General features: G+C 73.2%; 18 protein-coding genes, 1 tRNA gene and 1 pseudogene. 11 read left to right on the top strand and 9 right to left on the bottom strand.

All coding sequences use genetic code 11. The features are described 5' to 3' along the window. Nucleotides 1-60: 60 nt before the first annotated feature. The gene (locus ACWGH1_RS26005) at nt 61-747 is read right to left on the bottom strand and encodes a GNAT family N-acetyltransferase (protein WP_453355453.1); all 687 of its coding nucleotides are present in this window, start codon (nt 745-747) and stop codon (nt 61-63) included. 140 nt (nt 748-887) lie between these two features. Here ACWGH1_RS26005 and ACWGH1_RS26000 point away from each other — a divergent pair, with 140 nt between their 5' ends. The 3 genes from ACWGH1_RS26000 to ACWGH1_RS25990 are packed head-to-tail and all read left to right on the top strand — an operon-like array spanning nt 888 to nt 3,738. Continuing rightward, on the top strand, nt 888-1,718 hold the full coding sequence (locus tag ACWGH1_RS26000) for an alpha/beta fold hydrolase (RefSeq protein WP_453355452.1): 831 nt from the start codon (nt 888-890) through the stop codon (nt 1,716-1,718). Between the two features lie 54 nt (nt 1,719-1,772). Continuing rightward, a complete protein-coding gene (locus tag ACWGH1_RS25995) occupies nt 1,773-3,011 on the top strand; it encodes an MFS transporter (protein ID WP_453355451.1) in 1,239 nt (412 codons plus the stop codon). Nucleotides 3,012-3,063: 52 nt separating this feature from the next. Then, on the top strand, nt 3,064-3,738 hold the full coding sequence (locus tag ACWGH1_RS25990; protein WP_453355450.1) for a (2Fe-2S)-binding protein: 675 nt from the start codon (nt 3,064-3,066) through the stop codon (nt 3,736-3,738). 58 nt (nt 3,739-3,796) lie between these two features. Here ACWGH1_RS25990 and ACWGH1_RS25985 read toward each other — a convergent pair whose 3' ends face one another. After that, entirely contained in the window at nt 3,797-5,557 is a 1,761-nt protein-coding gene (locus tag ACWGH1_RS25985; protein WP_453409055.1) for a S8 family peptidase, read from the bottom strand. A gap of 258 nt (nt 5,558-5,815) precedes the next feature. Further along, a complete protein-coding gene (locus ACWGH1_RS25980; protein WP_453409041.1) occupies nt 5,816-7,183 on the bottom strand; it encodes a cation:dicarboxylate symporter family transporter in 1,368 nt (455 codons plus the stop codon). Between the two features lie 104 nt (nt 7,184-7,287). On the opposite strand from ACWGH1_RS25980, the gene ACWGH1_RS25975 reads away from it, so the two are divergent. After that, on the top strand, nt 7,288-8,895 hold the full coding sequence (locus ACWGH1_RS25975; RefSeq protein WP_453355533.1) for a sensor histidine kinase: 1,608 nt from the start codon (nt 7,288-7,290) through the stop codon (nt 8,893-8,895). Beyond that, on the top strand, nt 8,892-9,596 hold the full coding sequence (locus ACWGH1_RS25970; protein ID WP_453355532.1) for a response regulator: 705 nt from the start codon (nt 8,892-8,894) through the stop codon (nt 9,594-9,596). The genes ACWGH1_RS25975 and ACWGH1_RS25970 overlap by 4 nt, the downstream gene beginning before the upstream one ends. Here ACWGH1_RS25970 and melC2 read toward each other — a convergent pair. Continuing rightward, nucleotides 9,554-10,399, bottom strand: a complete 846-nt coding sequence (gene melC2, locus ACWGH1_RS25965; protein WP_453355531.1) for a tyrosinase MelC2 — start codon at nt 10,397-10,399, stop codon at nt 9,554-9,556. The genes ACWGH1_RS25970 and melC2 overlap by 43 nt on opposite strands. After that, nucleotides 10,399-10,779, bottom strand: a complete 381-nt coding sequence (gene melC1, locus ACWGH1_RS25960) for an apotyrosinase chaperone MelC1 (RefSeq protein WP_453355530.1) — start codon at nt 10,777-10,779, stop codon at nt 10,399-10,401. The genes melC2 and melC1 overlap by 1 nt, the downstream gene beginning before the upstream one ends. Nucleotides 10,780-11,045: 266 nt before the next feature. Between melC1 and ACWGH1_RS25955 the strand changes: the two genes are divergently transcribed. After that, nucleotides 11,046-12,437, top strand: a complete 1,392-nt coding sequence (locus ACWGH1_RS25955) for a glutamate decarboxylase (protein ID WP_453409040.1) — start codon at nt 11,046-11,048, stop codon at nt 12,435-12,437. 105 nt (nt 12,438-12,542) lie between these two features. Here ACWGH1_RS25955 and ACWGH1_RS25950 read toward each other — a convergent pair whose 3' ends face one another. Both ACWGH1_RS25950 and ACWGH1_RS25945 read right to left on the bottom strand, forming a co-directional pair. Continuing rightward, nucleotides 12,543-14,984 carry a Helicase associated domain protein gene (locus ACWGH1_RS25950; protein WP_453356404.1) on the bottom strand — a complete coding sequence of 814 codons (2,442 nt, stop codon included), beginning with the start codon at nt 14,982-14,984 and terminating at the stop codon, nt 12,543-12,545. 115 nt (nt 14,985-15,099) lie between these two features. Next, nucleotides 15,100-16,827, bottom strand: a complete 1,728-nt coding sequence (locus ACWGH1_RS25945; RefSeq protein ID WP_453409039.1) for a sigma-70 family RNA polymerase sigma factor — start codon at nt 16,825-16,827, stop codon at nt 15,100-15,102. Between the two features lie 240 nt (nt 16,828-17,067). On the opposite strand from ACWGH1_RS25945, the gene ACWGH1_RS25940 reads away from it, so the two are divergent. Continuing rightward, the gene (locus tag ACWGH1_RS25940; RefSeq protein ID WP_453356748.1) at nt 17,068-17,706 is read left to right on the top strand and encodes a bifunctional 4-hydroxy-2-oxoglutarate aldolase/2-dehydro-3-deoxy-phosphogluconate aldolase; all 639 of its coding nucleotides are present in this window, start codon (nt 17,068-17,070) and stop codon (nt 17,704-17,706) included. Nucleotide 17,707: 1 nt separating this feature from the next. Beyond that, nucleotides 17,708-18,706, top strand: a complete 999-nt coding sequence (locus ACWGH1_RS25935) for a PfkB family carbohydrate kinase (RefSeq protein ID WP_453356747.1) — start codon at nt 17,708-17,710, stop codon at nt 18,704-18,706. Between the two features lie 32 nt (nt 18,707-18,738). Here the strand turns inward: ACWGH1_RS25935 and ACWGH1_RS25930 are convergent. Continuing rightward, a pseudogene (locus ACWGH1_RS25930) lies at nt 18,739-19,586 on the bottom strand (aldo/keto reductase). A gap of 283 nt (nt 19,587-19,869) precedes the next feature. Between ACWGH1_RS25930 and ACWGH1_RS25925 the strand changes: the two are divergent. Together ACWGH1_RS25925 and ACWGH1_RS25920 are read left to right on the top strand one after the other, a co-directional pair. Next, complete coding sequence (locus tag ACWGH1_RS25925) at nt 19,870-20,949, top strand: NAD(P)H-dependent amine dehydrogenase family protein (RefSeq protein ID WP_453357611.1); 1,080 nt, start codon at nt 19,870-19,872, stop codon at nt 20,947-20,949. After that, entirely contained in the window at nt 20,946-21,425 is a 480-nt protein-coding gene (locus ACWGH1_RS25920) for a carboxymuconolactone decarboxylase family protein (protein WP_453409038.1), read from the top strand. Before ACWGH1_RS25925 ends, ACWGH1_RS25920 begins: the two co-directional genes overlap by 4 nt. Nucleotides 21,426-21,492: 67 nt before the next feature. Here the strand turns inward: ACWGH1_RS25920 and ACWGH1_RS25915 are convergent, their stop codons facing one another. After that, entirely contained in the window at nt 21,493-23,052 is a 1,560-nt protein-coding gene (locus ACWGH1_RS25915) for a GMC oxidoreductase (protein ID WP_453409037.1), read from the bottom strand. A gap of 308 nt (nt 23,053-23,360) precedes the next feature. On the opposite strand from ACWGH1_RS25915, the gene ACWGH1_RS25910 reads away from it, so the two are divergent. Continuing rightward, nucleotides 23,361-23,437, top strand: a tRNA-Trp gene (locus ACWGH1_RS25910). The last annotated feature ends 36 nt before the right edge of the window (nt 23,438-23,473 follow it).

The following is a 23,473-nucleotide window of genomic DNA, read 5'->3' as shown; positions in this document are numbered from 1 at the left end:
CCGGGGAGGGGACGGGGCGAGGGCCGCCGGAGAAGGACCGTTACGCCGAATGCAGGACCGTTACGCCGGGACCAGCGTCTTGCGCCGCCGCCTGCGCGGCGCGGCGGGCGCCAGCCGGAGCTCGATGATCGAGCGGACCGTCGGCCACTCCTCGTCGAGGACCGAGTAGAAGGCCGTACTGCGCACCGCGCCGTCCAGCCCCCGCGAATGGGCCCGGCGCACCCCTTCACAGGTGAAGCCGAGACGGTCCATCGCGGCCCGCGAGCGGCCGTTGCGGGCATCCGCGCGCAGTGAGACGCGGCGCACGCCCCAGGTCTCGAAGGCGTGGCGGAGCATGAGCAGCTTCGCCTCGGTGTTGATGCCGGTGCCCTGGGCCTGCGGGGACAGCCAGGTGTTCCCGATCTCGGCGGCGTCGGGGACCGCCGTCGCCGGATCGCCGAACGGGACCCCCGGCACGGCCGGCCACACGAGCGGCCCCTGCCAGTAATCGAGTTCCAGGAACCGGGTCGAACCGACGACCCGCCCGTCGGTGGCTCTGACCACCGCGAACGGGAGGGATCGACCGGCCGCCTGATCGGCGAGCGCGCGGTCGATGTACTCGTGGGACGCCTGCAACCCGTGCGGCACGGGAGTGAAGGCGTAAGTCGTACGATCCTCGGCACCGGCCACGGCCAGGGCCTCGGTGTGGTGGGGGGCGAGGGGCTCCAGCCGCACGGAGCGGCCGGCGAGGAGTACGGGTACGGGCACGGAGCCTTCGGTCCTTCTGGGCGGTGGGGTGGTTGCACAGTCTGCGCTCCTGACGTCACCCCCCGCGCAAAACGCGGGTGAAAGGCAACGGGCTGTCAGGTGAACGCGAGTGGCTCAATGTAGCCCCTTAATGTGCTCTCATGAACCCCCAAAATGGCAATGCCGCGGCGATGTTTTTCGACGACTTCGGTCCCCGGGACGCGGAGGCCGTCCTCCTGGTCCACGGACACCCCTTCAACCGCACGATGTGGATTCCCCAGGCCACCGCCCTGGCTGCCGCCGACTACCGCGCCATCACGCCTGACCTGCGGGGATACGGGGAGAACCCGGCTCGCCCGGGCACCACGCCGTTCGCCGCGTTCGCGGACGACCTGGTCGCCCTCCTCGACCACCTGGACATCGAACAGGCGGTCGTCGGCGGGGTGAGCATGGGCGGTCAGATCGCGATGGAACTCTGGTTGCGCCACCCGGGTCGGGTGCGGGGCCTGGTCCTCTCCGACACCTCCCCGGTTCCGGAGACGGAGGACGGCAAGACGTTCCGCCGCGAGCTCGCCGAACGGCTCCGCACCGAGGGCATGAAGCCGTACGCCGAAGAGGTCATCGACAAGATGCTGGCGCCCTACAACGTCACCGGGATGCCCGAGACGGCGGCCGCCGTGACGGCGATGATGTGCGCCACCGACCCCGAGGGCGCGGCCGCCGCCCTGCGCGGCCGGGCCGAGCGGCCCGACTACCGTCCCGCGCTCGCCGCACTGCCCGCCTCCGTGCCGTGCCTCGTGCTGGTCGGCGCGGACGACGTCTACACCCCCGTGGCGGACGCCGAGGCCCTGCACGCCCTCGTTCCGCACTCCCGGCTCGCCGTGATCGAACGCGCCGGGCACCTGCCCGGTGTGGAGCGCCCGGAGGCCTTCAACCGGGCGTTGCTGGACTTCCTCGCGGACGACCGGGACGGGCGGCGAGTGGCCCGCTGAAACGGTGCGCGACTGGCCCACGGGGACGGGTCAGTGGGCTGGTCCAATGACCAGGTGACCCCACGCTTCCTGCCCCCGCCCGGAGCGCCGCGCCGACTGGCCGCCGCGCAGCTGAGCAATTCCGTCGGAGACGGCGCCTACTACGTGTGCTCGGCGCTCTACTTCACCCGGGTCGTGGGCCTCTCGCCCACCCAGATCGGCGCCGGACTCGCCGTGGCCTGGGCCGTCGGTTCCGTGGCCGGGGTGCCGCTCGGGGCGCTCGCCGACCGGCGGGGTCCGCGCGGCACCTCGGTGCTCCTCGCCCTGGCCACCGCCTCGTCGGTCGCGTCCTTCCTGGTCGTCCGGTCCTTCTGGGCGTTCCTGCTCGCGGTGGTCTGCTACGCCACCGCCCAGTGCGGGCTCGCCGCCGCCCGGCAGGCGCTGCTCGCCGGAGTGGTCGCGCCCGGCGAGCGGACCGGGGTGCTGGCCCGCCTCCAGGCCGTCCTCAACGGCGGGCTCGCCGTCGGCGCCGCCCTGGGCGGGCTCGCGCTGGGCGCCGGCACCGAGCGGGCCTACCTCGCCGTGTTCACGCTGGACGCGGCGAGTTTCCTGCTGTGCGCCGCGTTCCTGCTCCGACTGCCCGCGGTGGCACCCGTACCGGTTCGGGCGGCGGGCGAACCCCGGCTGGCGGTGCTCCGCGACCGGCCGTACGCGCTGGTCACCCTGCTGAACGCGGTACTGCTGCTGCGGATGCCGCTGCTGAGCCTGGCGATTCCGCTGTGGATCGTCGAGCGCACCAGCGCCCCCGGCTGGCTGGTGTCGGCGCTGTTCGTGCTCAACACCGCGGCCGTGATGCTGTTCCAGGTGCGCGTGGCCCGCCCGGTCACCGGGCTGGACAGCGCGGGCCGGGCCGTACGCCGCTCCGGGCTCGTGATGGCCGCCTCGTGCGCGGTGTTCGCCCTCTCCGCGCTGCCGGGGGCCGGGTGGGCGGCGGCCGTGCTGCTCGTGGCGGGCGCCGTGCTCCAGGCCGATGCCGAGATGCGCCAGTCCGCCGGGTCCTGGCAGATCGGCTTCTCCCTGGCCCCCGCCGAGCGCATGGGCCAGTACCAGGGCTTCTTCGGCACGGGCGTGCCCCTCGCCCGCACCCTGGGACCGCTGCTGCTGACCTCGCTGCTCCTGCTGTGGGGGATACCCGGCTGGCTGCTGCTCGGCGCCGTACTGCTGGGAGCGTCGTACGCCATGGGCCCCGCGGTGCGCCGGGCCGGGGCGGTTCACCGGGGGAGCGAGCCCCGCGGGGCCGTCGTACCGGGGTGAAGTCCGTCGTACGGCGGCCGCCTGAGATCATCGCCGGATGGAGCGGACCGGGATGGAAGACGTACTGAAGCGGCTGGCCGCCGTCGGGCCGTTCTTCCGGGTGCCGTACGGCGAGGAGCCGCCCGGGCCGGGCTTCCGTCCGCTGGGCGAGCTGTACGGGGACCCGCTCGGGCCCTACGTCGCCGAGATCGGACGGCGGCTCGGCAGCGGGCCGGGCCGGGTCGCCGCCTCGACCGCGCAGTTCGGCATCGCCGCACGGCTGTGGTCGCTCGGGCTCGGGTGCGCGGCGCTCTCGGGGCGGGTGCCGGACCTGGGCCCGGACCGCGTGTGGTGGCGGCTGCCCGGGGCGGGCTCGCCGGAGCTGTGGCTGCCGCAGCCGGAGCACGGCGTACGGCCCGCCGGCTTCCTCGGGCAGATCGTGCCCGGTCACCTCGGCGTACTCGACGCACGGCTCCGCGAGCGGTTCGCGGTGTCGCCCCGGGTGCTGCGCGGGAACTCCGCTTCGGCGCTGGTCGGGGCCCTTCGCGTACTGATGGACCGGGTGCCGGGAGGCGCCGCGGTACGGCTGGCCGAGGCACTGCTCGCCGACGGCGGCCCGCTCGGCGGGACCGGGACCTTCATCCACGAGGAGGGCCTCGGGGTGGCGTTCGTCCGCCGCAGCTGCTGCCTCTACTACCGGGTCCCCGGCGGCGGCCTCTGCGGGGACTGCGTCCTGCGGACGAGATGACGCTACGGGCTCCGGGGTGCGGCGGTGCGCACCCCGGAGCCCGCGGGCCCGGGGAGACCTAGAAGGTCAGGTTCCAGGCGTCGATCTTGCCCGTGTCGGAGGCGGCGTTGTCGTTGACGCGCAGCTTCCAGGTGCCGTTCGCGACCTCCGAGGAGGCGTTCACGGTGTAGGTCTGGGCGATGTTGTCGGCGCTGCCGCCGGTGTGGTTGTGCAGGGTGTAGACGGTGCCGTCCGGGGCCACCAGGTCGACCTTCAGGTCACCGATGTAGGTGTGCTTGATGTCCACGCCCACCTTGAGGGTGGCCGGGGCGTTGCCGGTCACGCCGGAGACGGTGATCGGGCTCTCCACGGTCGCGTTGTCGGTGACGGCGAAGTCCGTGAGGTTCTCGAAGTACTTGCCGGGCGGCGGGGTGGTCCCGACCGCCTTGAGGGCGTCGACCTGTCCCTCGCCGAAGAACGAGTTGTTGGCCGTGGTGCCCGTGCAGCGGCTGTCCGACGGGCAGGCGGTGTCGTTGGCCTGGGCGGCCAGCTTGGCGCGGATCTGCGCCGGGGTGATGCCCGGGTTGGCGCTGGCGATCAGCGCCGCCACGCCGACCACGTGCGGGGTGGCCATCGAGGTGCCGCTCTTGGTGCCGTAGCCGCCGCCCGGGACCGTGGAGTACACGTTGCTGCCCGGCGCCGCGACGTCGATGACGCCCTGGCCGTAGTTGGAGAACGAGGCCTTGGTGACGCCGGTGCCGTTGGCCGCGACCGTGACCACGCCCGGCAGCTCGGTCGGGATGTCGAGGCAGGCGTTGGTGATGGTGCGGGTGACCGGCGTCGAGTCGTTCGGGCTCGCGGAGTCGGTCGTCTTGTGGGCGAGGTCGTAGTCCTCGTTGCCCGCCGCGGCGACCTGGAGCGAACCCTTGCCCTCGGCGTACTCCTGGGCGCGCTTGACGCCCTCGATGATCGCGGCCTGGTCGATGTTGTCCGGGCAGTTGAACTGCCACGGGTCCGTGTAGTAGCTGTTGTTGGTGACCTTGAAGCCGTGGTCACCGGCCCACACGAAGCCGCAGATGGTGTTCTCGGCGAAGAAGAACGAGTTGCCCGGCTCGGCGACCCGGACCGCGGAGATCTTCACACCGGGGGCCACGCCCACGACGCCCTTGCCGTTCTTGGCCGCGGCGATGGTGCCCGCCACGTGGGTGCCGTGGGTGTCCACGTCGCGCCAGGCGCCCGTACGGGTGTCGGGCTTGCCGTAGGCGCAGGAGACCGAGTCGGCCGCGTTGAAGTTGGGCGCCAGGTCCTGGTGCTGGTCGTCCACGCCGGTGTCCAGGATGCCGACCTTGACCGAAGCGGAGCCCGGGTTGACGGCCCAGGCCTGGTCGGCCTTGATCTGGCTCATGTCGGCCCGGACCGGCTCTCCGGCCGGGGTCGAGGCCTGGGCCGGGTTCGCGGGCAGCGCCGGGTTGTAGGCGCCCGCCGGGACGTCCGAGGTGCGGGTGGCGCCGACCTGCTGCACGCCGGCGACGCCGCGCATCGCGGCGGCGAAGCCACCGGACGCCGAGTGGGCGACGATCACGCCGATGGCGTCGAAGTTCGAGAAGACGGTGCCGCCGTTGGCCGCGACGGCCGAGCGGACCGCCGAGCTGTCACCGGGGGCGGTGATCACGAGGTAGGCGCGCGTGCCGGCAACCCAGGTCGCACTCTGGGAAGCCGGCGCGGCGGCCGGAGCGTGGGCCTTGGCGGCCGGCGCGGTGGAGGGGCCGACGGGGAGCGTGCCCGCGAGGGCACCGGGGGCGCCGAACGCGAGGGCGGCGCCGAGGGCGGCCGCCAGCACCAGCGTGCGTCGAGGTCGGCTGGATATGTGGGGTATCAATGCGTCCTCCGGAGACGGCCCGGCAGTGCTGGTGGCACCGGCCGGGCCGTACGAAACGAGTGGTGGACGCAAGATGTCAGACACGTGCCCCTGTGCGGAAGTACCTTTCAGTGCCGGGCCGTTACGAGGGGTATGGCTGAAAACCGACGGTTTCCGCAGATGGGGGAGCCGGCCGGGCCGGGCACCGTGGGGGCGAACCCCGCCCGGCCGGTCCCGGATTCAGGCCGCCATGCCGTCCTTGCCGGCCCCGCTCTGGACGGGGACGGGCGCCGGGGGTTCGCCCGGCAGCGGAGCGTGCCCGTCCTCGGTCGGCGCGCTCTCGTCGAACGGGAGCCGCCCGGAAAGGACTTCGGCGGCGCGGGCCCGGTCGAACTCCTTGGTCCACGTCCCGATGAGGACCGTCGCGATCGCGTTGCCCGCGAAGTTCGTCATCGCCCGCGCCTCGCTCATGAAGCGGTCGATGCCCACGATCAGGCCCACTCCGTCGACCAGTTCCGGCCGGTGGGACTGGAGGCCGCCGGCCAGCGTGGCGAGGCCCGCGCCGGTCACACCGGCCGCGCCCTTCGAGGCCACGATCATGAACAGCAGCAGCGAGATCTGCTCGCCCAGCGCGAGGGGTTTGTCCATCGCCTCGGCGACATACAGGGAGGACATCGTCAGGTAGATCGCGGTCCCGTCCAGGTTGAAGGAGTAGCCCGTCGGCACCGTGATGCCCACCACCGGGCGCGAGACGCCGACGTGTTCCATCTTCGCGATCAGCCGCGGCAGCGCCGACTCCGACGAGGACGTGGACAGGATCAGCAGGAACTCCCGGCCGAGGTAGCGCAGCAGGGCGAACACGCTGATCCCCGTACACAGCCGCAGCAGCGTCCCGAGCACCACGAAGACGAACAGCAGACAGGTGACGTAGAAGCCGATCATGATGACGGCCAGGGACTTCAGTGCGTCGACGCCCGTCGCCCCGACCACCGCGGCGATCGCCCCGAAGGCACCCACGGGCGCCGCCCACATGATCATCCCGAGTACCCGGAACACCAGCTTCTGCAGGTGCCCGACCCCGCGCAGCAGCGGCTCGCCCGCCGTCCCCATCGCCTGCAGCGCGAACCCGCAGAGCAGCGCCACCAGCAGGGTCTGCAGCACCTGGCCCCCGGTGAAGGCGGAGACCAGCGTCGTCGGGACGATCCCCAGCAGGAACTCCGGCGTGCTCTGTGCCCCGCCCGCCTTGGCCTGCGCCTCACCGGCGTGCCGCGCCGCCTCGGTCAGGTGCAGACCGCTGCCCGGCTCCAGCAGGTTCCCCACCAGCAGCCCGATGGCCAGCGCCACCGTGGACATCACCATGAAGTATCCGAGGGCCAGACCGCCGACCGCGCCCACCTTCGCGGCCTTGCGCACCGAGCCGATGCCCAGCACGATCGTGCAGAAGATCACGGGCGAGATCATCATCTTGATGAGGTTCACGAAGCCGGTGCCCAGCGGCTTGAGTTCGACGGCCACGCCGGGCGCGGCGAAGCCGACGGCGATGCCGAGCAGCACCGCGGCGATCACCGCGATGTAGAGATAGTGGGTCCTGTCGCGCCTGGCGGCCACGATGCCTCCTGGTGGTGAATGCGTTCCGGGAGACCATCGCCCACCGTGTGACCCCGGTCACCGTTGCGTTCATTGAGTTCACGGCCGGGTGCACACTGAACGGCATGTTCCGCCTCCCCCGACCGCCCCGCAGCCTCGCCGGGCAGCTCTTCGCCATGCAGGTGCTGCTGGTCGCCGTCGTCGTCGCGGGCTGCGCGGTCTTCGCCTACGCGAGCGCGCGCGGACAGGCCGAGGAGGCCGCCCGGCGCCAGGCCGGGGCCGTGGCCAGGGCCGTCGCGGACGCGCCGTCCGTCCGGGAGGCGGTACGGGGCGGGGAGCGCGGGAGCAACCCGTCGGCCGTGCTCCAGCCCTACGCCCAGCGGGTCCGGGCCGACTCGGGGGTGGACTTCGTGACGATCATGGCGCCGGACGGGCGGCGCTGGACCCACCCCGACCCGCGGCGGATCGGTGAACCCTTCCTCGGCAACACCGCCCCCGCCCTGCGCGGCGAGACCTTCAGCGAGACCTACACCGGCACCCTCGGCCCGTCCATCAGGGTGGTCACCCCGCTGCTGGACGACGGCCGGGTCATCGGCATGGTCAGCGCCGGCATCACCGTCCGGGCGATCAGCGCCCGCCTCGCCGAGCAGCTCACGGCGCTCGCCTGGGTCGCGGCCGGAGCCCTCGCCCTCGGCGGCGTCGGGACGTACGTCGTCAACGCCCGGCTGCGCCGGCACACGCACGGCATGAACGCCGCCGAGCTCAGCCGGATGTACGACTACCACCAGGCGGCCCTGCACGGCGTCCGCGAGGGGCTGCTGATGCTGGACGGCCGGCGCAGGATCACCCTGATCAACGACGCCGGGCGCGAACTGCTGGGCCTGTCCGGGGAGGTGCGGGGAACCGGCGCGGCCGACCTCGGGCTGCCCGCGCCGCTCACCGGAGCGCTGCTCGCCGACCGGCCCCGGGTGGACGAGGTCCACCTGACCGCCGACCGGCTGCTCGTGGTCAACAGTTCCCCCGTGGCGGGCGGCGGCCGCCGCGGTACCGTGGTCACCTTGCGTGATCACACCGAACTCCAGTCCCTGACAGGGGAGTTGGACCATGAACGGGGATTCACCCAGGCACTGCGCTCCCAGGCCCACGAGGCGGCCAACCGGCTCCACACGGTGGTCTCCCTGATCGGGCTCGGCCGGGTGGACGAGGCGGTGGAATTCGCCACCGCCGAACTGGAACTGGCGCAGGCCCTCACCGACCAGGTGGTCACCGCCGTCGGGGAGCCGGTGCTGGTGGCGCTGCTGCTCGGGAAGGCCGCGCAGGCCCACGAGCGCGGCGTCGAGCTGGTGGTCACCCCCGACAGCAGCGGCGTCGACGGCGGCCCCGGCACCCCGCCCGCGCGGGACCTCGTCACGGTGCTCGGGAACCTCCTCGACAACGCCGTCGACGCCCTCACCGGGGTCCCGGGCGGGCGGGTCGTGGTCACCGTCCGCTCCGACGGCCGGGAGCTGCTGATCCGCGTCGCCGACAACGGCCCCGGCCTGCCGGAGGGGTCAGGGGCGGACGTCTTCCGGCGCGGCTGGTCCGGCAAGGGCGAGGGGCGCGGGCTCGGCCTCGCCCTGGTCCGCCAGGTCGCACACCGCCACGGCGGCACGGCGGGGGCCGCGCGGGGGCCGGAGGGCGGAGCGGTCTTCACCGTGACGCTGCCGCTGGGCGCCGAGCGGGGCCGGCCGTGAGCGCCGACGGAGACGTACGGGTGCTCATCGTCGAGGACGACCCGGTGGCGGCCGACGCGCACGCGCTGTACGTGGGCCGGGTGCCCGGTTTCGCCGCCGTCGGCGTGGCCCACTCGCTGGCCGAGGCCACCCGGGTCCTGGAACGGACCCCCGTCGACCTGCTGCTGCTCGACCTCGCCCTGCCCGACGGCCACGGGCTGCGCTTCGCGCGCGGGCTGCGGGCCGCCGGGCACCCCGTCGACGTGATCGTGGTGACCTCCGCGCGGGACCTGGCCGTCGTCCGCGAGAGCGTCTCGCTGGGCGTGGTCCAGTACGTGCTGAAACCCTTCGCCTTCCCCACCCTGCGCGAACGGCTGCTGCGCTACGCCGCCTTCCGCGCGACGGCGGGCGAGGCGGCCGGCCAGGGCGACGTCGACCGGGCACTCGCCGCGCTGCGCGCCCCCGGCCCGGCCGAACTCCCCAAAGGCCTGAGCGCCCCGACCCTGGACCGGGTCGCGGCGCTGCTGCGGTCGGCCCCGGACGGGCTGACCGCGGCGGGGGCGGCCGGGGCGGCCGGGATCTCGCGGATCACCGCCCGCCGCTACCTGGAACACCTGGTGGACACCGGCCGTGCGGACCGCACCCCCCGGTACGGTCAGGTCGGCCGGCCCGAACTGCACTACCGCTGGCTGGCGGCGGCCGGTTCGGCGTCGAAGGCGTAGAACTTCCGGTGGTCGAGCATGTCGGCCGGGGTCACGTCGTTCCAGGGCCGCATGGTGTCGTTCAGGTCGACCACGTTCGGCGTGCCGGCGGCCGGCAGGTACGGGGACTGTGGGTGGCGGGCCTGCCATTCGGCCCACAGCTTGTCGATGTAGGCGTGGTGCAGCCAGAACACCGGGTCGTTGGGGGACACCCCGGTGGCCATCTGGCCGCCGACCCACACGTGCACCCGGTTGTGCAGGTTGGCGCCGCGCCAGCCCTCCAGGTTGTTGCGGAAGCCGTTCGAGGAGCTGTTCCAGGGGGCGGCGTCGTAGACCGGCATGGCGAGGACGGCCTCCACCTCGGCCTTGGTCGGCAGCTGGGCGACACCCTCACCGAGGGCCCGCCGCAGGTACGCGCGTCCGTCCACCCGCACGTTCACCTCCCACTTTCCCGCCGCGTACGCGAAGGGTCCGTCCAGGACCTGTCCGTCCCGGGCCCGTCCGGTGCCGCCGAGGAAGTCGGCGGCCCAGAGGGAGGCGCGGGGCGTGCGGTCCGTGGTCCAGTCCCAGTAAGGGAGCGAAACGCTTTTGTCCACGGCTTGCAGGGCCGCCTCGAATTCGAGCAGGAACCGGCGGTGCCAGGGGAGGAAGGAGGGGGAGCGGTGGCCGACCCGGTCGCCCGAATCGGTGTCTCCCATGATGAACCCGTTGTGGGTGGTGACGAAGCGGTCGTAGCGGCCGGTGCGCTTGAGTTCGAGCAGTGCGTTGGTGAAGGCGCGCTTCTCCTCGGCGGTGAGCGCGGCCTGGTTCTTGCGGACGGTCATCACATGCCGCCCATCGGGACGAGGGCGGCGCCCTGGAGTTCGCGCACCGCGGCGCGGGCGAGCGTGAGCGGGTCGGTGAACGTCTCGTAGTGGTTGACGACGCTGATCCAGGTGCCGTCCGCGTTCTGCATCACGTGCAGTTCGCGGCCGTCTATCCGGACGCCGGGCAGGCCGGCCGAGTGGTGGCCGCCGTGGTGCGCGCCCCCGGTCGCCGGGGTGATCTCGATGCGGCGGCCCTGGTAGACCTCGTCGACGAGGCCGGCGGATATCGCGGCGCGGGAATCGGTTCCGGCGGCGTACGCGGTGGCGGCCGCCAGGCCGAGGACGGTGAGTGCGCCGGCGGTGGTGCCTAAGGCCTGCCGGCGGGTGATCTTGTTCATGGCCGAAGAACTACCAGTACGACCGGGGCAGTTGACCGGTATCCGGACATCGGCCGACAAGTTGCGCATAGAACGAAGTGGGTGATCTTTTCGTCCCGGCCGACGGCAGGGGCCCTGGCGGGAAGAACTGCGCCGAAAAGCCTACTCGCCGGTAATTATTGCGGCTTTGTTGCGCCGGCATGAACGGGATCACATCGGCGACTCGGCCGGAAGAGGCGATGTCCGTTCAGTCGGGATCGCACGGTTCTGTCGCTTATAGTCCGGACATGGCTCTTCACGAGATGAAGGACGCGCACGCCGACGACGCCGAAACGGACGTGTTCGCGTCCGCCCTCAGCGGCCAGGTGCTCCCCAAGCGCCGGATGCCCGACGACCACTCGCCCACCGAGGTGGTCTACGAACTGCTGCGCAACGAACTCCTCCTCGACGGCAACGCCGCCCAGAACCTGGCGACGTTCTGCACCACCTGGTCCGACGACGGCGTGCACCGTCTGATGAACGAGTGCCTCGACAAGAACATGATCGACAAGGACGAGTACCCGCAGACGGCCGAGATCGAGTCCCGCTGCGTCGGCATCCTCGCCGACCTGTGGAACGCACCCACCGGGGGCGCCGCCACCGGCTGCTCCACCACCGGCTCCAGCGAGGCCGCCATGCTCGGCGGCCTCGCCCTCAAATGGCGCTGGCGCAACCGGCGGCGCGCCGAGGGACTGCCCGCCGACCGGCCCAACCTCGTCTGCGGCCCGGTACAGGTCTGCTGGGAGAAGTTCGCCCGCTACTTCGACGTGGAACTGCGCCAGGTCCCCCTGGAGCCCGGCGCCACCGGGCTGCGCCCCCACCAGCTGGCCGAGTACGTGGACGAGAACACCATCGGCGTCGTCGCCATCCTCGGCGTCACCTACACCTGCGTCTACGAGCCCGTCGCCGAGATCTCCGCCGAACTCGACCGCATCCAGGCGGAGCGGGGCTGGGACGTGCCGATCCACGTGGACGGCGCCAGCGGCGGTTTCGTCGCGCCCTTCCTCCACCCGGAGGTCGTATGGGACTTCTCCCTGCCGCGCGTGGCCTCCATCAACGCCTCGGGACACAAGTACGGGCTGGCGCCCCTCGGCGTCGGCTGGATCGTGTGGCGCACCGCGGACCTCCTCCCCGCCGACCTCGTCTTCGACGTGGACTACCTGGGCGGTGACATGCCGACCTTCGCCCTCAACTTCTCCCGCCCCGGCGGCGAGGTCATCGCCCAGTACTACCTCTTCCTGCGCCTGGGCCGGGGCGGGTACCGGCGCGTCCACCAGGCCTGCGCCGACACCGCCCGGTACCTGGCCCGGGAGATCGACGCGCTCGGGCCCTTCACCCTGCTCTACGACGGCCAGGGCGCGCTGCCCGCCGTCTCCTACACGCTCACCGACCCCGAGGGCGCCGGGTTCAGCCTCTACGACCTCTCCGACCGGCTGCGCGCACGCGGCTGGCAGGTTCCCTCGTACCCGCTGCCGGCCGACCGCGGCGAGACCGTCATCCAGCGCGTCCTGATCCGGCACGGGGTGACCCGCGACCAGATCGCCCTGCTGGTCGCGGACATGGGGCGGTCCGTGGAACAGCTGAAGGGCGGGCCGCGCCCCGCTCCCGCCACGGAGTCCCGCTCGGGGTTCCACCACTGAACCGGCGCCCCCCCACGGGCCGCGCGTGACAGGAGAGGCGCGGCCGCGGGGGTGCCGCCGCGTTCGGACGAGGAGGACGCGCGGGCCGTCCGGCGGCCAGCGGGGTCAGGACGAGGACGCCGGCCACACCATGTCCAGCGCCGTCAGGTCCGCCACCCGCTCCGGGCCGAGGGAGGCGGCCCGGGCCCGCTGGTTGGCGATCCAGGACCCCAGCCGGAACTCGCGCCCGTCCACCCGCTCCACGTGCGTGCGCGGCACCCGCAAGTGCCGCTCGCGGGCGTGGAACTGCCGGGCGGCCGCCAGGTGCGCGGCCCACGCGGCGGCGTGGCTGCGCCGTGGCCGGGGCCGCTCCGCCTCGCTCGCCGGCGTCAGCCCCAGGGCGTGCTCCAGCAGCCAGCGCTGCGCCCAGGACAGCCGGTCCCACGACAACCGCTGACCGCGTACCCACCGGCCGAGGTCCTCGCCCTGCGCGAGCACCTCACCCGGCCCCAGCGGCAGCCGCCCGCCCGCGTCGAGGTGCACCCGCGTCAGGTGGAAGGCCCGCTGCCAGGAGACGTCCCAGGCAGGGCACCAGGACGCGTCGATCTCCTCCAGCGCCTCCCGCCGCTCCTGCGACAGCGCCCCCGGGCCCTCCCGGCGGGCCGCGGCCCGGTTGTTCTTGACCCACACCCCGACCGGCACGCCGTGCCAGGTGGCGTCGACGGGCGGCAGCAGGTGCCCGTGCTCCGACGCCCAGGCGCGGGCCGCGGCCAGGCCCTCCTCGAAGGCCACGTCGAAGCGGCTCCACACCATGCCGATCCCGTCCAGCTGCGAGGTCCGCTCCCGGCCCAGGGCGCCGCGCCGGTAGGTCCGCCGTACGTCCGCGATCCACTGCCCCAGCGGGAACCGGGCCAGCCCGGCGGCCCACCGGGGGTCCCCCGCCGGCACCTTGTACGCGAACGGCACCTTCAGGTCCCCGAAAGCGGCCGCGTACGTCCGGGCGGCCGCCACCCCGTGCCGCCACCGCTCGTGCTCCGGGTTCAGCACCCGCAGCCGGATGAACGCCGCCAGCAGCGCCGGGTCCCGGGGGGTGGAGAAGCTCAACAGGGCTTCGGCGCCCGGCCGGTGCGCCTGCGAGCCGGTCCTGCCGCCCGGCGCCTGCGGCTGGGCGAGGGCCTCGACGAGCCGGCTGTCGTGGGCCCGCAGCGCCTCCAGGAGCCGCGCCAGGTCACCGTACGCCCGGGAGGTCAGCATCGTCTCCGGTGTCTCGCCCGGACCCAGCAGCACCGGCACCACCAGCGAGGCCACCTTGCCCTCGCCCGGCCGGATCCGCAGCGCCCGGCCCACCGCCTGGACCAGGTCGGGCATGGAACCCCGTACGTCGGCCCAGAAGACGGAGTCGCACTCCTTGGTGTCGACGCCCTCGCCCAGCACCCGGACGCTGCCGAGGAACGCCTTGTCGGCGATCCGGCCCCCGGCGAAGGCGTCCAGGACCCGCCGCCGGTGCGGGGCCGGGTGCTGCCCGCACAGCCAGTCCGCCCAGACCGTGCGCGGGTACACCGGCAGCGGGGTCCGGCTCGCCTCCCGCAGCCGGGCCGCGACCGCAGGGAGCCCGGCCGCGAAGGCCTCCGCCTCCTTGGTCAGGTGGTGGAAGACCAGGGTCCGCCGGAACCCCTGGTCCGCGGCCGCCTTCACCAGCGCCGCCTGGAGCGCCGCGAGCCGGGCCCCGCGCACCGCGTCCGAACGCCCTTCGGGACCGAGCAGCACCGCGGACTGGAACCCGGGATCGGACACGTCCACGCACACCACCCGGTACGGTGCGCAGATCCCCCGGTCGATGGCCTCCGACAGCGACAGGGTGTGGCAGCGCGCCCCGAACGGCCCGTCCGGGTCGTCCTCCATCGAGGCGACCAGACCGCCCGGGCCCCGGTCGGCGCGTCCTGAGTCCGCCCGGCTGCCCGAGGACCCGGGCAGCGGCTCCTCGGGCGGTTCGCCGTCCCGCCACACCCGGGGGGTGGCCGTCATGTACAGCCGCCGGACCGACGGGATCCGGGCGTTGTCGTGCACCACCGCCCACGGCTTGCCGACTCGCCCGGACGTGCGGTGCGCCTCGTCGACGACGATCAGGTCCCAGCCCGGCAGCCCAGCCCGGTGCGCGCCCTCGATGGTGCCCAGGCCGAGCGACGCGTACGTGGCGTACACGGTCAGCCGCTCCACCGGCGCGGCACCCCAGCGCGCCAGTTCCCGCGCGTCGGTGGTGGTGGGCACCCCCGCGTCCTCGGGCCGCAGCGAGCACACGGCCAGCGCCCGCCCGGTCCGGCCGCCCTCCCGCCAGGCCGCCGTCGTCTGCGCGAGCAGGTCGAGCGACGGCACCAGCACGAGCACCCGGCCCGCCCGCAGTTCCTCGGCGGAGCGCACGGCGACGAGGGACTTGCCCGAACCGGTGGCCATGATCACCTGGGTGCGCAGGCCCCGTTCGGGTACCCGGCCGGTAGCGGGCAGGTCCAGGGCGCGCACGACCGCGTCGACGGCCTCACGCTGGTGCGGACGGAGTTCTTTCCTCGCCAATGTCCTCGTCCCGCCCACTGTGGTCTGCTTCTTCGGTTCCAGCTTCCATCTTGCCCGGATTTTGAGTCAGCAGGGGGATGCGGGCGGCGGGGTCGCGGCCGCGGCCGCGCCGGCGTCACATCCGGGCGCCGAAGTTCTGCGTCCACCAAGGGCCGCCCGGGCCCTGGTGCACGCCCACGCCTATGTCCTTGAAGGAGCAGTTGAGGATGTTCGCGCGGTGGCCAGGGCTGTTCATCCACGAGTCCATCACCGACTCGGGCGTCTGCTGCCCCTTCGCGATGTTCTCCCCGTACGTCGACCAGCGGTACCCGGCGGCCGTCGTCCGCGTACCCGGGTCGGCGCCGTCGGGGTCGGTGTGCGAGAAGTAGTCCCGCTGCGCCATGTCGTCCGAATGCCCCTGGGCGGCGTTGCGCAGCTGTGCGTCCTCCTTGAGCGGGCCGCATCCGGCGGCCGCCCGCTCCTTGTTGACCAGGGCGATGACCTGGGCGGCGGTCCCGCTCGGCGCGGCCGGCGCCGGAGCGGGCGCCGCCGCACGCGTCGCGGGTGCGCTGCTCTTGGTCCGCGACGGCGTCGGGGCGGGGCTCGAACTCGCCGGAGCGGAGGGTGCAGCGGAGGCCGAGGGGGACGCCGACGCGGATCCCGACGGCGATGCGGAGCCGGCGGTCGAGGGGGACGCGGAACCCGCGCCGGTGGCCGACAGCGCGGCCAGCGGGGAGGCGGGCACCGAGCCCTCCGCCTCGGCGGAGCCCGAGCCGGGCAGGGTGCCGAGGTAGGCCAGACCACCGCCCGCGACGCAGGCGGCGATCACCGCGCCGGCGACGACCCGGCGGCGGTGCCGGCGCCGCCTGCGCTGGCCCCCGCGGCCGCCCGACGGGTCGGCGCCCTCCTTGCCCGCGTCGCCCGATCGGCGGCGGGCGGCCCGGCCGGCGTCCGCCGCCACGGGCGCGAGGTGGGTCGCGGCGTCCGAGAAGGCCGCGTCGCTGCCGGCGCCGGGCACGGAGCCGGTGGTGCCGGGGGCCGCGAACGCCGCGCCCGCCGGGGCGAGACCGGCGCCGCCCGCGGCGGCCGACCGTACGGCCGCCAGCAGTGCCGCGCCGACCGGAACCAGCGCCAAGCCGGCCAGCAGCCCCTCGGCCGGGACCAGCCCGCTCCACAGCCCCGAGCACCGCACGCACTCGCGGGCGTGCCGGGCTATTCGCTTGCGCCACAGCGCCGACGGCTGCCCGTCCCAGCTCGCCGCCACCGTCCGCAGCGCCTCGCACGGAGGCTGCGCCTCCAGCGCCCGCTCCACCACCCGCGCCGCTTCCAGCTGGGCCTTCATCCGCTGGACCCGGACCGCCGTGTGCTGCGGCGAAAGATCCAGGGCCAGCGCGACCTCGGCCCGGGTCAGCTCCCCGGCGCACTCCAGCCACCACAGCGACAGCAGCGCCCGGTCGTCCGGCTCCAGCCAGCGCGTGGCGCGGGCCGTCTCGCGGCGCTGGCCGGCCAGGTTGAGCCGGACGACCGTGAGGTCCGCGAAGTCGGCGCCCGGGTCGGCCACGTCCGCGGCCGCCTCCAGACCGGTCGGGCCGGTGCTGCGGTCCTGCCAGTGCGCCCGTATCCGGTTCATCGTGATCGCCGCCAGCCAGGACCGGAAGCTCTCGTCGGCGCGCAGCCCGGACAGCCCGTCGAGCGCCCGCAGCATGGTGTCCTGCACCACGTCGTCCACGTCGCAGGACCCGTTCAGGGCCCGTCCGACGATGTTGTAGACGAGCGGCAGGCAGGCGCTGACGAGCTCGTCCTGCGCGCGGGGATCGCCCGCGCGGGCCGCTGCCACCAGAGCTGCCGTGTGCTGTGTACTCATGTGAAGTTTCCCTGTCCGTACCGGCGGTCGATGATGCCCGATGACTGGGAGACCGTCGAGAGGCGCCCGGATAACACTTATCCGGTAACTCTTATCCGGAAGTCGGATCGTCCGCGACCTCGGGGGTCCCGCCCCACCTCTGCCATTGACAGTGCGGCTCCCGGCGTGGGTAAGGTCTGGACCAGTGAAGTGCCGGTGCGCGGGGCCGGGTCGGGGTCCGCAGAACGGGTGGGGGTCCGCTTGTCCTGTCATCCCTTCACGGTGCTCGCCGCCCAACGGCTGTTACCGGTCCTGCGGGACGCCGACGCAGGCCAGGCCGTCCGCCGGACCGCCGCCCTCCTCGCCGCGGGCTGCCGGGCCGTGGAACTCACCACCTCCACCCCCGGCTGGGCCGAAGCGGTCGCCCGCACCGCTGCGCTCACCGACGCGTACGGCAGGGCCGCCCTGATCGGCGTCGGTACCGTCACCACTGCCGCACAGGCCCGGCGGGCCCTCGACGCGGGCGCCGGCTTCCTGGTGTCCCCGTATCCGGCCGCCGAGGTCCGCGCGGTCGCCGCGGAACGCGGGGCGGTGTTCCTTGAAGGCGCCTTCACCCCGGGCGAGGTCGCCGCCGCCGTACGCTCCGGGGGCGCGGCGAAGGTGTTCCCGGCCCACGTGGGCGGCCCCGGCTTCATCCGCTCCCTCAGGGCCGTGCTCCCGCAGGCCCTCCTCGTCCCGACCGGCGGGATCCGGCCCGCGGAGATACGGGAGTGGCTCGCCGCCGGAGCCGCCGCGGTGGGCATCGGCAACGGGCTGCCCGCCGACCCGGGCGCACTGGCCGCCGTCTTCGCCGAACTGGCGGGGCCGTGCTGCTGTGAGCACACCGGTGAGGAGCGCTGACATGGCCGCACCCGCCCCGCGCGGGCGCCCCGACGCCGCCTACGACGTCCTCGTCCTCGGCGAAGTCCTGGTCGAGATCCATGCCGCCACCGCACTGCACGCGGCCGCCGACGGCACCGCCGCCCGGATCTCCTACTCCGGCGACGCCCTCAACGCGGCCGCCGCGGCCGCCGCCGCCGGGGCCCGTACCGCCCTCCTCGCCGTCGTCGGAGACGACGAGCTGAGCGCGCCCCTGCTGGACCGGGCCGCCCGACTGGGCATCGACGTCTCCCACGTACGCCGCTCCCCGCGCCCCAACGGCGCCTACCTGCTCTGCGCCGACACCGACGGCGACCGCGCGTTCGTCTACTGGCGCACCGGCAGCGCCGGCTCCACGCTCTCGCCCCGCCACATCGCATCCTGGCGGGAGTTGCTGACCGCCTCCACGGCCCTCATCACCAGCGGGATCACCGGCGCCCTGTCACCCGGCGCAGGCGAGGCCGTGTTCGCCGCCGCCGAAACCGTGCAGGCGGCCGGCGGACACCTCTCGTACGACCCCAACTTCCGCTCCCGGCTCACCTGCCGGGAGGAGGCCCGGGATCTGCTGGCGCGCGTCGCACCCATGACGGGCCTGCTCAAGACCTCCTGCCCCGGCGACGCCCTGGCCCTGGTCGGCACCGACGACCCGCGGCTCGCGGCCGACCGCTACCGGGCGCTCGGCGCCCGCGCGGTCGCCGTCACCGCGGGCCCGGGCCGGCTGCTGCTGCACGACGGGGTGCACGTCGCGTACCACCCGGTTCCCGTCAACCCCGATCCGGTCGACGCGACGGGCGCCGGCGACTGCTTCACCGGCACCACCACCGCCCGGCTCGCCCTGGGCGACCCCCTCGCACGGGCGGTGGCGTACGGCACGGCCGCCGCCTCGCTCTCCGTATCCGGCCGCGGCGGCACCGGCCGCGTCCCGGCGTTCACCGAGACGGCGGCCCTGGCAGCTCTGGCCCGCCCGCCCCTTTCGTCCTAGCGCGCCGCCTCGAGGTGTGCCATTTCCTGCGGCTACAGGCGCACCGCCCCGGCGGCGACCTTCTCGTCCAGGTGGTCCGGGTTCCCCGTGCCCGGAATGGCCGGCACGTGCGGACCGCCGTTCAGGGTCAAGGCCAGTCGCAGCTGGGCCGCGGACACCCGGTGCCGGTCGGCGGTCTCGACGACCCGCGCGTCCTCGGCGTCGACCACCCCGGCCTCCTTGCCCGCCCCCGCGATGGCGAAGAACGGTACGAACGCCACCCCCAGCCGGCCACACGCGTCGAGGAACGCGTGGTCCTCGGCGGGGCACCGATCCCGTACTGGTTCTGCACGCAGACGACCGGTGCGATCGCCCTCGCCTCGGCGAGGCGGTCGGGGCGGAGGTTGGACACGCCGAGGTGCCGGATCAGCCCGGCGGTGCGCAGCTCGGCGAGCGCGCGGAATTCGGCGATCGAGCCGGCGCCCTCGCGGCGCTGCACGCGGAGGTTGACCACGTCGAGGTGGTCGCGCCCGGGCTGGCGCAGGTTCTCCCCGACCTGCCCGCGCAGCCGTCCCGGCTCGGCCCACCACCAATTGCCGGAAGGGTCCCGGGCGGGCCCGACCTTGGTGGTGATGACGAGCTCGCCGCCGTACGGGGCGAGGGCGCGGTTGCTCAGCTCGTTGGCCGAGCCCAAGGGGGAGAAGTAGAACGCCGCGGTGTCGACGTGGTTCACGCCGCGGCCGACGGCACGGCGCAGCAGGCCCGTCACCCGGTCGCGGTCGCTGGGCGATCCGTCGGCCAGGTGCGTCAGGCGCACGGCGCCGAAGCCCATCCGGTTGACGGTGAGGTCACCGAGCCGCCAGGTCCCGGCGGCCGCCGCGCCGATCGTTTCGTTGATCACGGAGGGGACCCTCCCACATGCCCGTCAGGGCTCCGGTTCCAGTCGGCGAGCCGGAAGGGCCCCTATTCCGCCACCGGTCGGGTCCGCCGGAACCGGGGCGCCGGCACCCGCACGCCGCGCTCGGCGGCGGCGCGGTCCCCATGGGTGTGCATGCCGTCCGCAGGGGGCGTGGAGCCCGCCGCGCCAGGCCGGCAGCGCGAGCACGCGGGCCCGGCCGGGGCGCGGTGGAAAAACCTGCTTCATGGCACTGGGCACCTCCACGGCCCCTCGCTACCCTCCGCGCATGATTCCCACGGTGGTCTGGGGCACCGGCAACGTCGGCCGCGCGGCGATCCGCGCCGTCGACGCCCATCCGGCGCTCGAACTCACGGCAGTCATCGTCCACGACCCCGCCAAGGCCGGCCGCGACGCGGGCGAACTCGCCGGACTGGCACACCGGCTGGGCGTCGCGGCGAGCGACGACATCGGGGCGGTGCTGGCCGCCCGGCCGGCCGCCGTCGTGTACGCGGCCTCCGGCGACACCCGCCCCGACGACGCCCTCACCGACATCACCCGGGCCATCGCGGCCGGGGCCGTCGTCGTCAGCCCCGCCCTCTACCCCCTCTACGACCACCGCAACGCACCGCCGGAGTTCCGCGATCCGGTGCTGGCGGCCATCGCGGCCGGCGGGGGCTCGCTGTTCGCCTCCGGCGTCGACCCCGGCTGGGGCAACGACGTCCTGCCGCTGCTGATCAGCGGACTCGGCAGCACCGTGGACGTGATCCGCTGCCAGGAGATCTTCGACTACTCGACGTACGACCAGCCCGAGTCCGTCCGCTACCTGGTCGGCATGGGACAGCCCATGGACTTCGAGCCGATGATGCTCATGCCGTCGGTCCCGACCATGGTCTGGGGCGGGCAGATACGGATGATGGCCCGGGCCCTGGGCGCCGAACTCGACGAGATCCGCGAGACGTCCGCCCGGCGTGCGCTCGACACGACGGTGACCACCTGCACGATGGGCGAGTTCGGGGCCGGCACCCAGGGCGCGATCCGGTTCGAGGTCCAGGGCATCGTCGAGGGCACGGCCCGCCTCGTCATCGAACACGTCACCCGCATCCACCCCTCCTGCGCGCCCGACTGGCCCCAGCCGCCCGACGGGGCCGGCGCACACCGGGTGATCATCGAGGGCCGCCCGCGCATCGAGGTGACCATCGAGGCCGGCGACGAGGGAGAGAACCGTTCCGCCGGTGGCAACGCCACCGCCGTCGGCCGGCTGGTCGGGGCGATCGACTGGCTCGTGGACGCGCCACCCGGAATGTACGACGCGCTCGACGTCCCGCTGCGGCCGGCAGTCGGAAAACTCGGAAGGAAGCAGCCATGAGAATCGACGTTCCGGAAGGTCAGCATCCCATCGAGTACGTCTGGGGCGACCTGGTCCCCGGCATCGGGACGGCCGCCGCCAACTTCTCCCTGTCCGTCTACGCCCACACCACCCTCGGCCTGCGCGAGTTCGAGGCGGCCCGGCTGCGGATCGCGCAGATCAACGGGTGTGTCTTCTGCCTCGACTGGCGCACCGACCGGGACGGCGAGAAGGTCGAGGAGGAGTTCGCCGACGCCGTCACCGAATGGCGCACCACCGACGCCTTCGACCACCGCACGCGGCTGGCCGCCGAGTACGCGGAGCGCTACGCCCTGGACCACCACGGGCTGGACGAGGAGTTCTGGGAGCGGATGACGGCACACTACAGCCAGGTGGAGATCGTGGAACTGAGCATGAGCATCGGCTCCTGGCTCGCCTTCGGCCGCCTCAACCATGTTCTGGGTCTCGACAGCGTCTGCGTGCTGCCGGGCGGCTGACGCGGTCCGGGGCCGGCCGGGCCCGCTTCGCGGGGGAGCCGGCCGGCCCCGGTTCGGGTCCGCACCGTTACAGGTCGGTGGTGATGATCTTCTCGATGTTGCGTTCGGCGAGCGCCGTGATGGTGACGAACGGATTGACGCTGGTGTTGCCGGGGATCAGCGCCCCGTCGATCACGTACAGGCCGGGGTGGCCGTGCAGCCGCCCGTAGTTGTCGGTGGCCTTGTTCAGCACCGCGCCGCCGAGCGGGTGGTAGGTGAGGTGGTCGCCCCAGATCTTGTTGGTGCCGAAGAGGTCGCTCCGGTAGATCGTCCCCTCCTTCGAGTTGATCTTGTCGAAGATGGTCTTCGCCATGTCGATGGCCGGCTGCTTCCAGGCCGTCTGCCAGTTCAGCTCGGCCTTGCCCGTCGCGGCGTTCCAGCTGAACTCGGCGCGGCTGGGGTTCTTGGTGATCGACAGGTAGAAGGAGGCGTACGTCTCGATGCCCGTCGGCAGCGGTGCCACTTCGGCGAACGCCCCGCCCGCCGCCCAGTTGTCGATGCCGCCGCAGGGGATCGTCGCCTGGAGCTTGCCGGTGGGGTCCCAGAGGTGGTTCGCCCGGCCGCACATGACGTTGCCGTTGTCACCCCAGCCCTTCCCGACCTCGTTGTTGAGATTGGGGAGTGCGCCGGTGGCCTTCAACTTGACCAGCAGCTTGCTCGTACCGACACTGCCCGCCGCGAAGAACACCCGGTCGGCGGTGACGGTCTTGGTGGCGATCGTGTCGCCGGTGGTGTTGAGCTGTTCGATGACGACGGTGTAGCCGCCTCCGATCGTGGGGGAGACCGTGGTGACCTTGTGCAGGGGCGAGATGGAGACCTTGCCGGTCGCCCTGGCGGCGGCGAGGTACGTCTTCTGCAGCGACTTCTTGCCGTGGTTGTTGCCGTACAGGATCTCTCCGTCCAGCGCCGACTTGGTGGCCGTGCCGGCCGACTCCTGCTTCATGTAGTCCCAGTCGTAGACGTCGGGCACGAAGACGAAGGGGAAAGCGGAGCGCTGGGCGTGCTTGCGGCCGACCCGGGCGAACTGGTAGCAGTCGACCGTGTTGAACCAGTCCGGGTCGATGAGGCCGACGCCGAGTCCGGCGTTGGCGCGCGGGTAGTAGACGTCGTACATCTCGTCCGCGTTCACGGACGGGAGCACGGCGCCGAAGTTCTCCCGCTTGGGGGTGACGGCCATACCGCCGTTGACGAGGGAGCCGCCGCCGACCCCGCGGCCCTGGTAGACGATGATCCCGCCCATCTCCTCGGCGTCCAGGATGCCCGTGTACTTGGGGATGTCGCGGTCGATGGGGAACCCGAGGAAGTAGTTGAGCGGTGCCTTCGTCCGGGTGCGGAGCCAGTACGAACGCTGATCGGGGCTGAGGGTGTTGCAGAAGATCTTGCCGTCCGGTCCGGGGGTGTCCCAGGCCATGCCCATCTCGATCATGTGGACGTCGACTCCCGCCTGGGCCAGGCGCAGTGCGGCGACGGAGCCGCCGTAGCCGGTGCCGATGACGAGGGCCGGGACATGGGCCCCGGTGTCGATGGGTGCGGAGGGGGCGGTGGCGTGATCCGCCTGTGCGGGGGTGGGGTTGACGGCCAGGGCCATGGCTCCAAGAATGGAACCGGTTCCTGCGATGAAACCGCGGCGTGATACGCCTCTGGGGACCTTGCTGTTCAGGGATTTGTCACTCATGTGACGTTCCTCACTCTCGATGGAGTGAGAACAAGTTCTACTGTCGGGTGCGTGGTAAGTCACTACATACGGCGAGGTAATTTCCGGCTGGTTCCGCAGGGAGGCGACGGCCGGCCGGCCCCGGCCGGGGGCGCGTTGGCAGCCTGCCGTCTCATGCAGCGGACAGCCTGCGGAATTCGTTGGATCTACGGGTCGCCCCGTGTCATGGTTGGTCTCGCCGAAGGGGTGTAGCTCAGCCGGCCAGAGCAACGGTCTCCAAAACCGTAGGTCGCAGGTTCGACTCCTGCCGCCCCTGCCAGTACGAACACGCCGGACGCCCGGCCCGGACCTGCTC

This window comes from Streptomyces sp. NPDC054883, from assembly GCF_053610645.1.
Note: the sequence above shows the minus strand (reverse complement) of the source record. Positions and strands in the feature narration are given on the sequence as shown.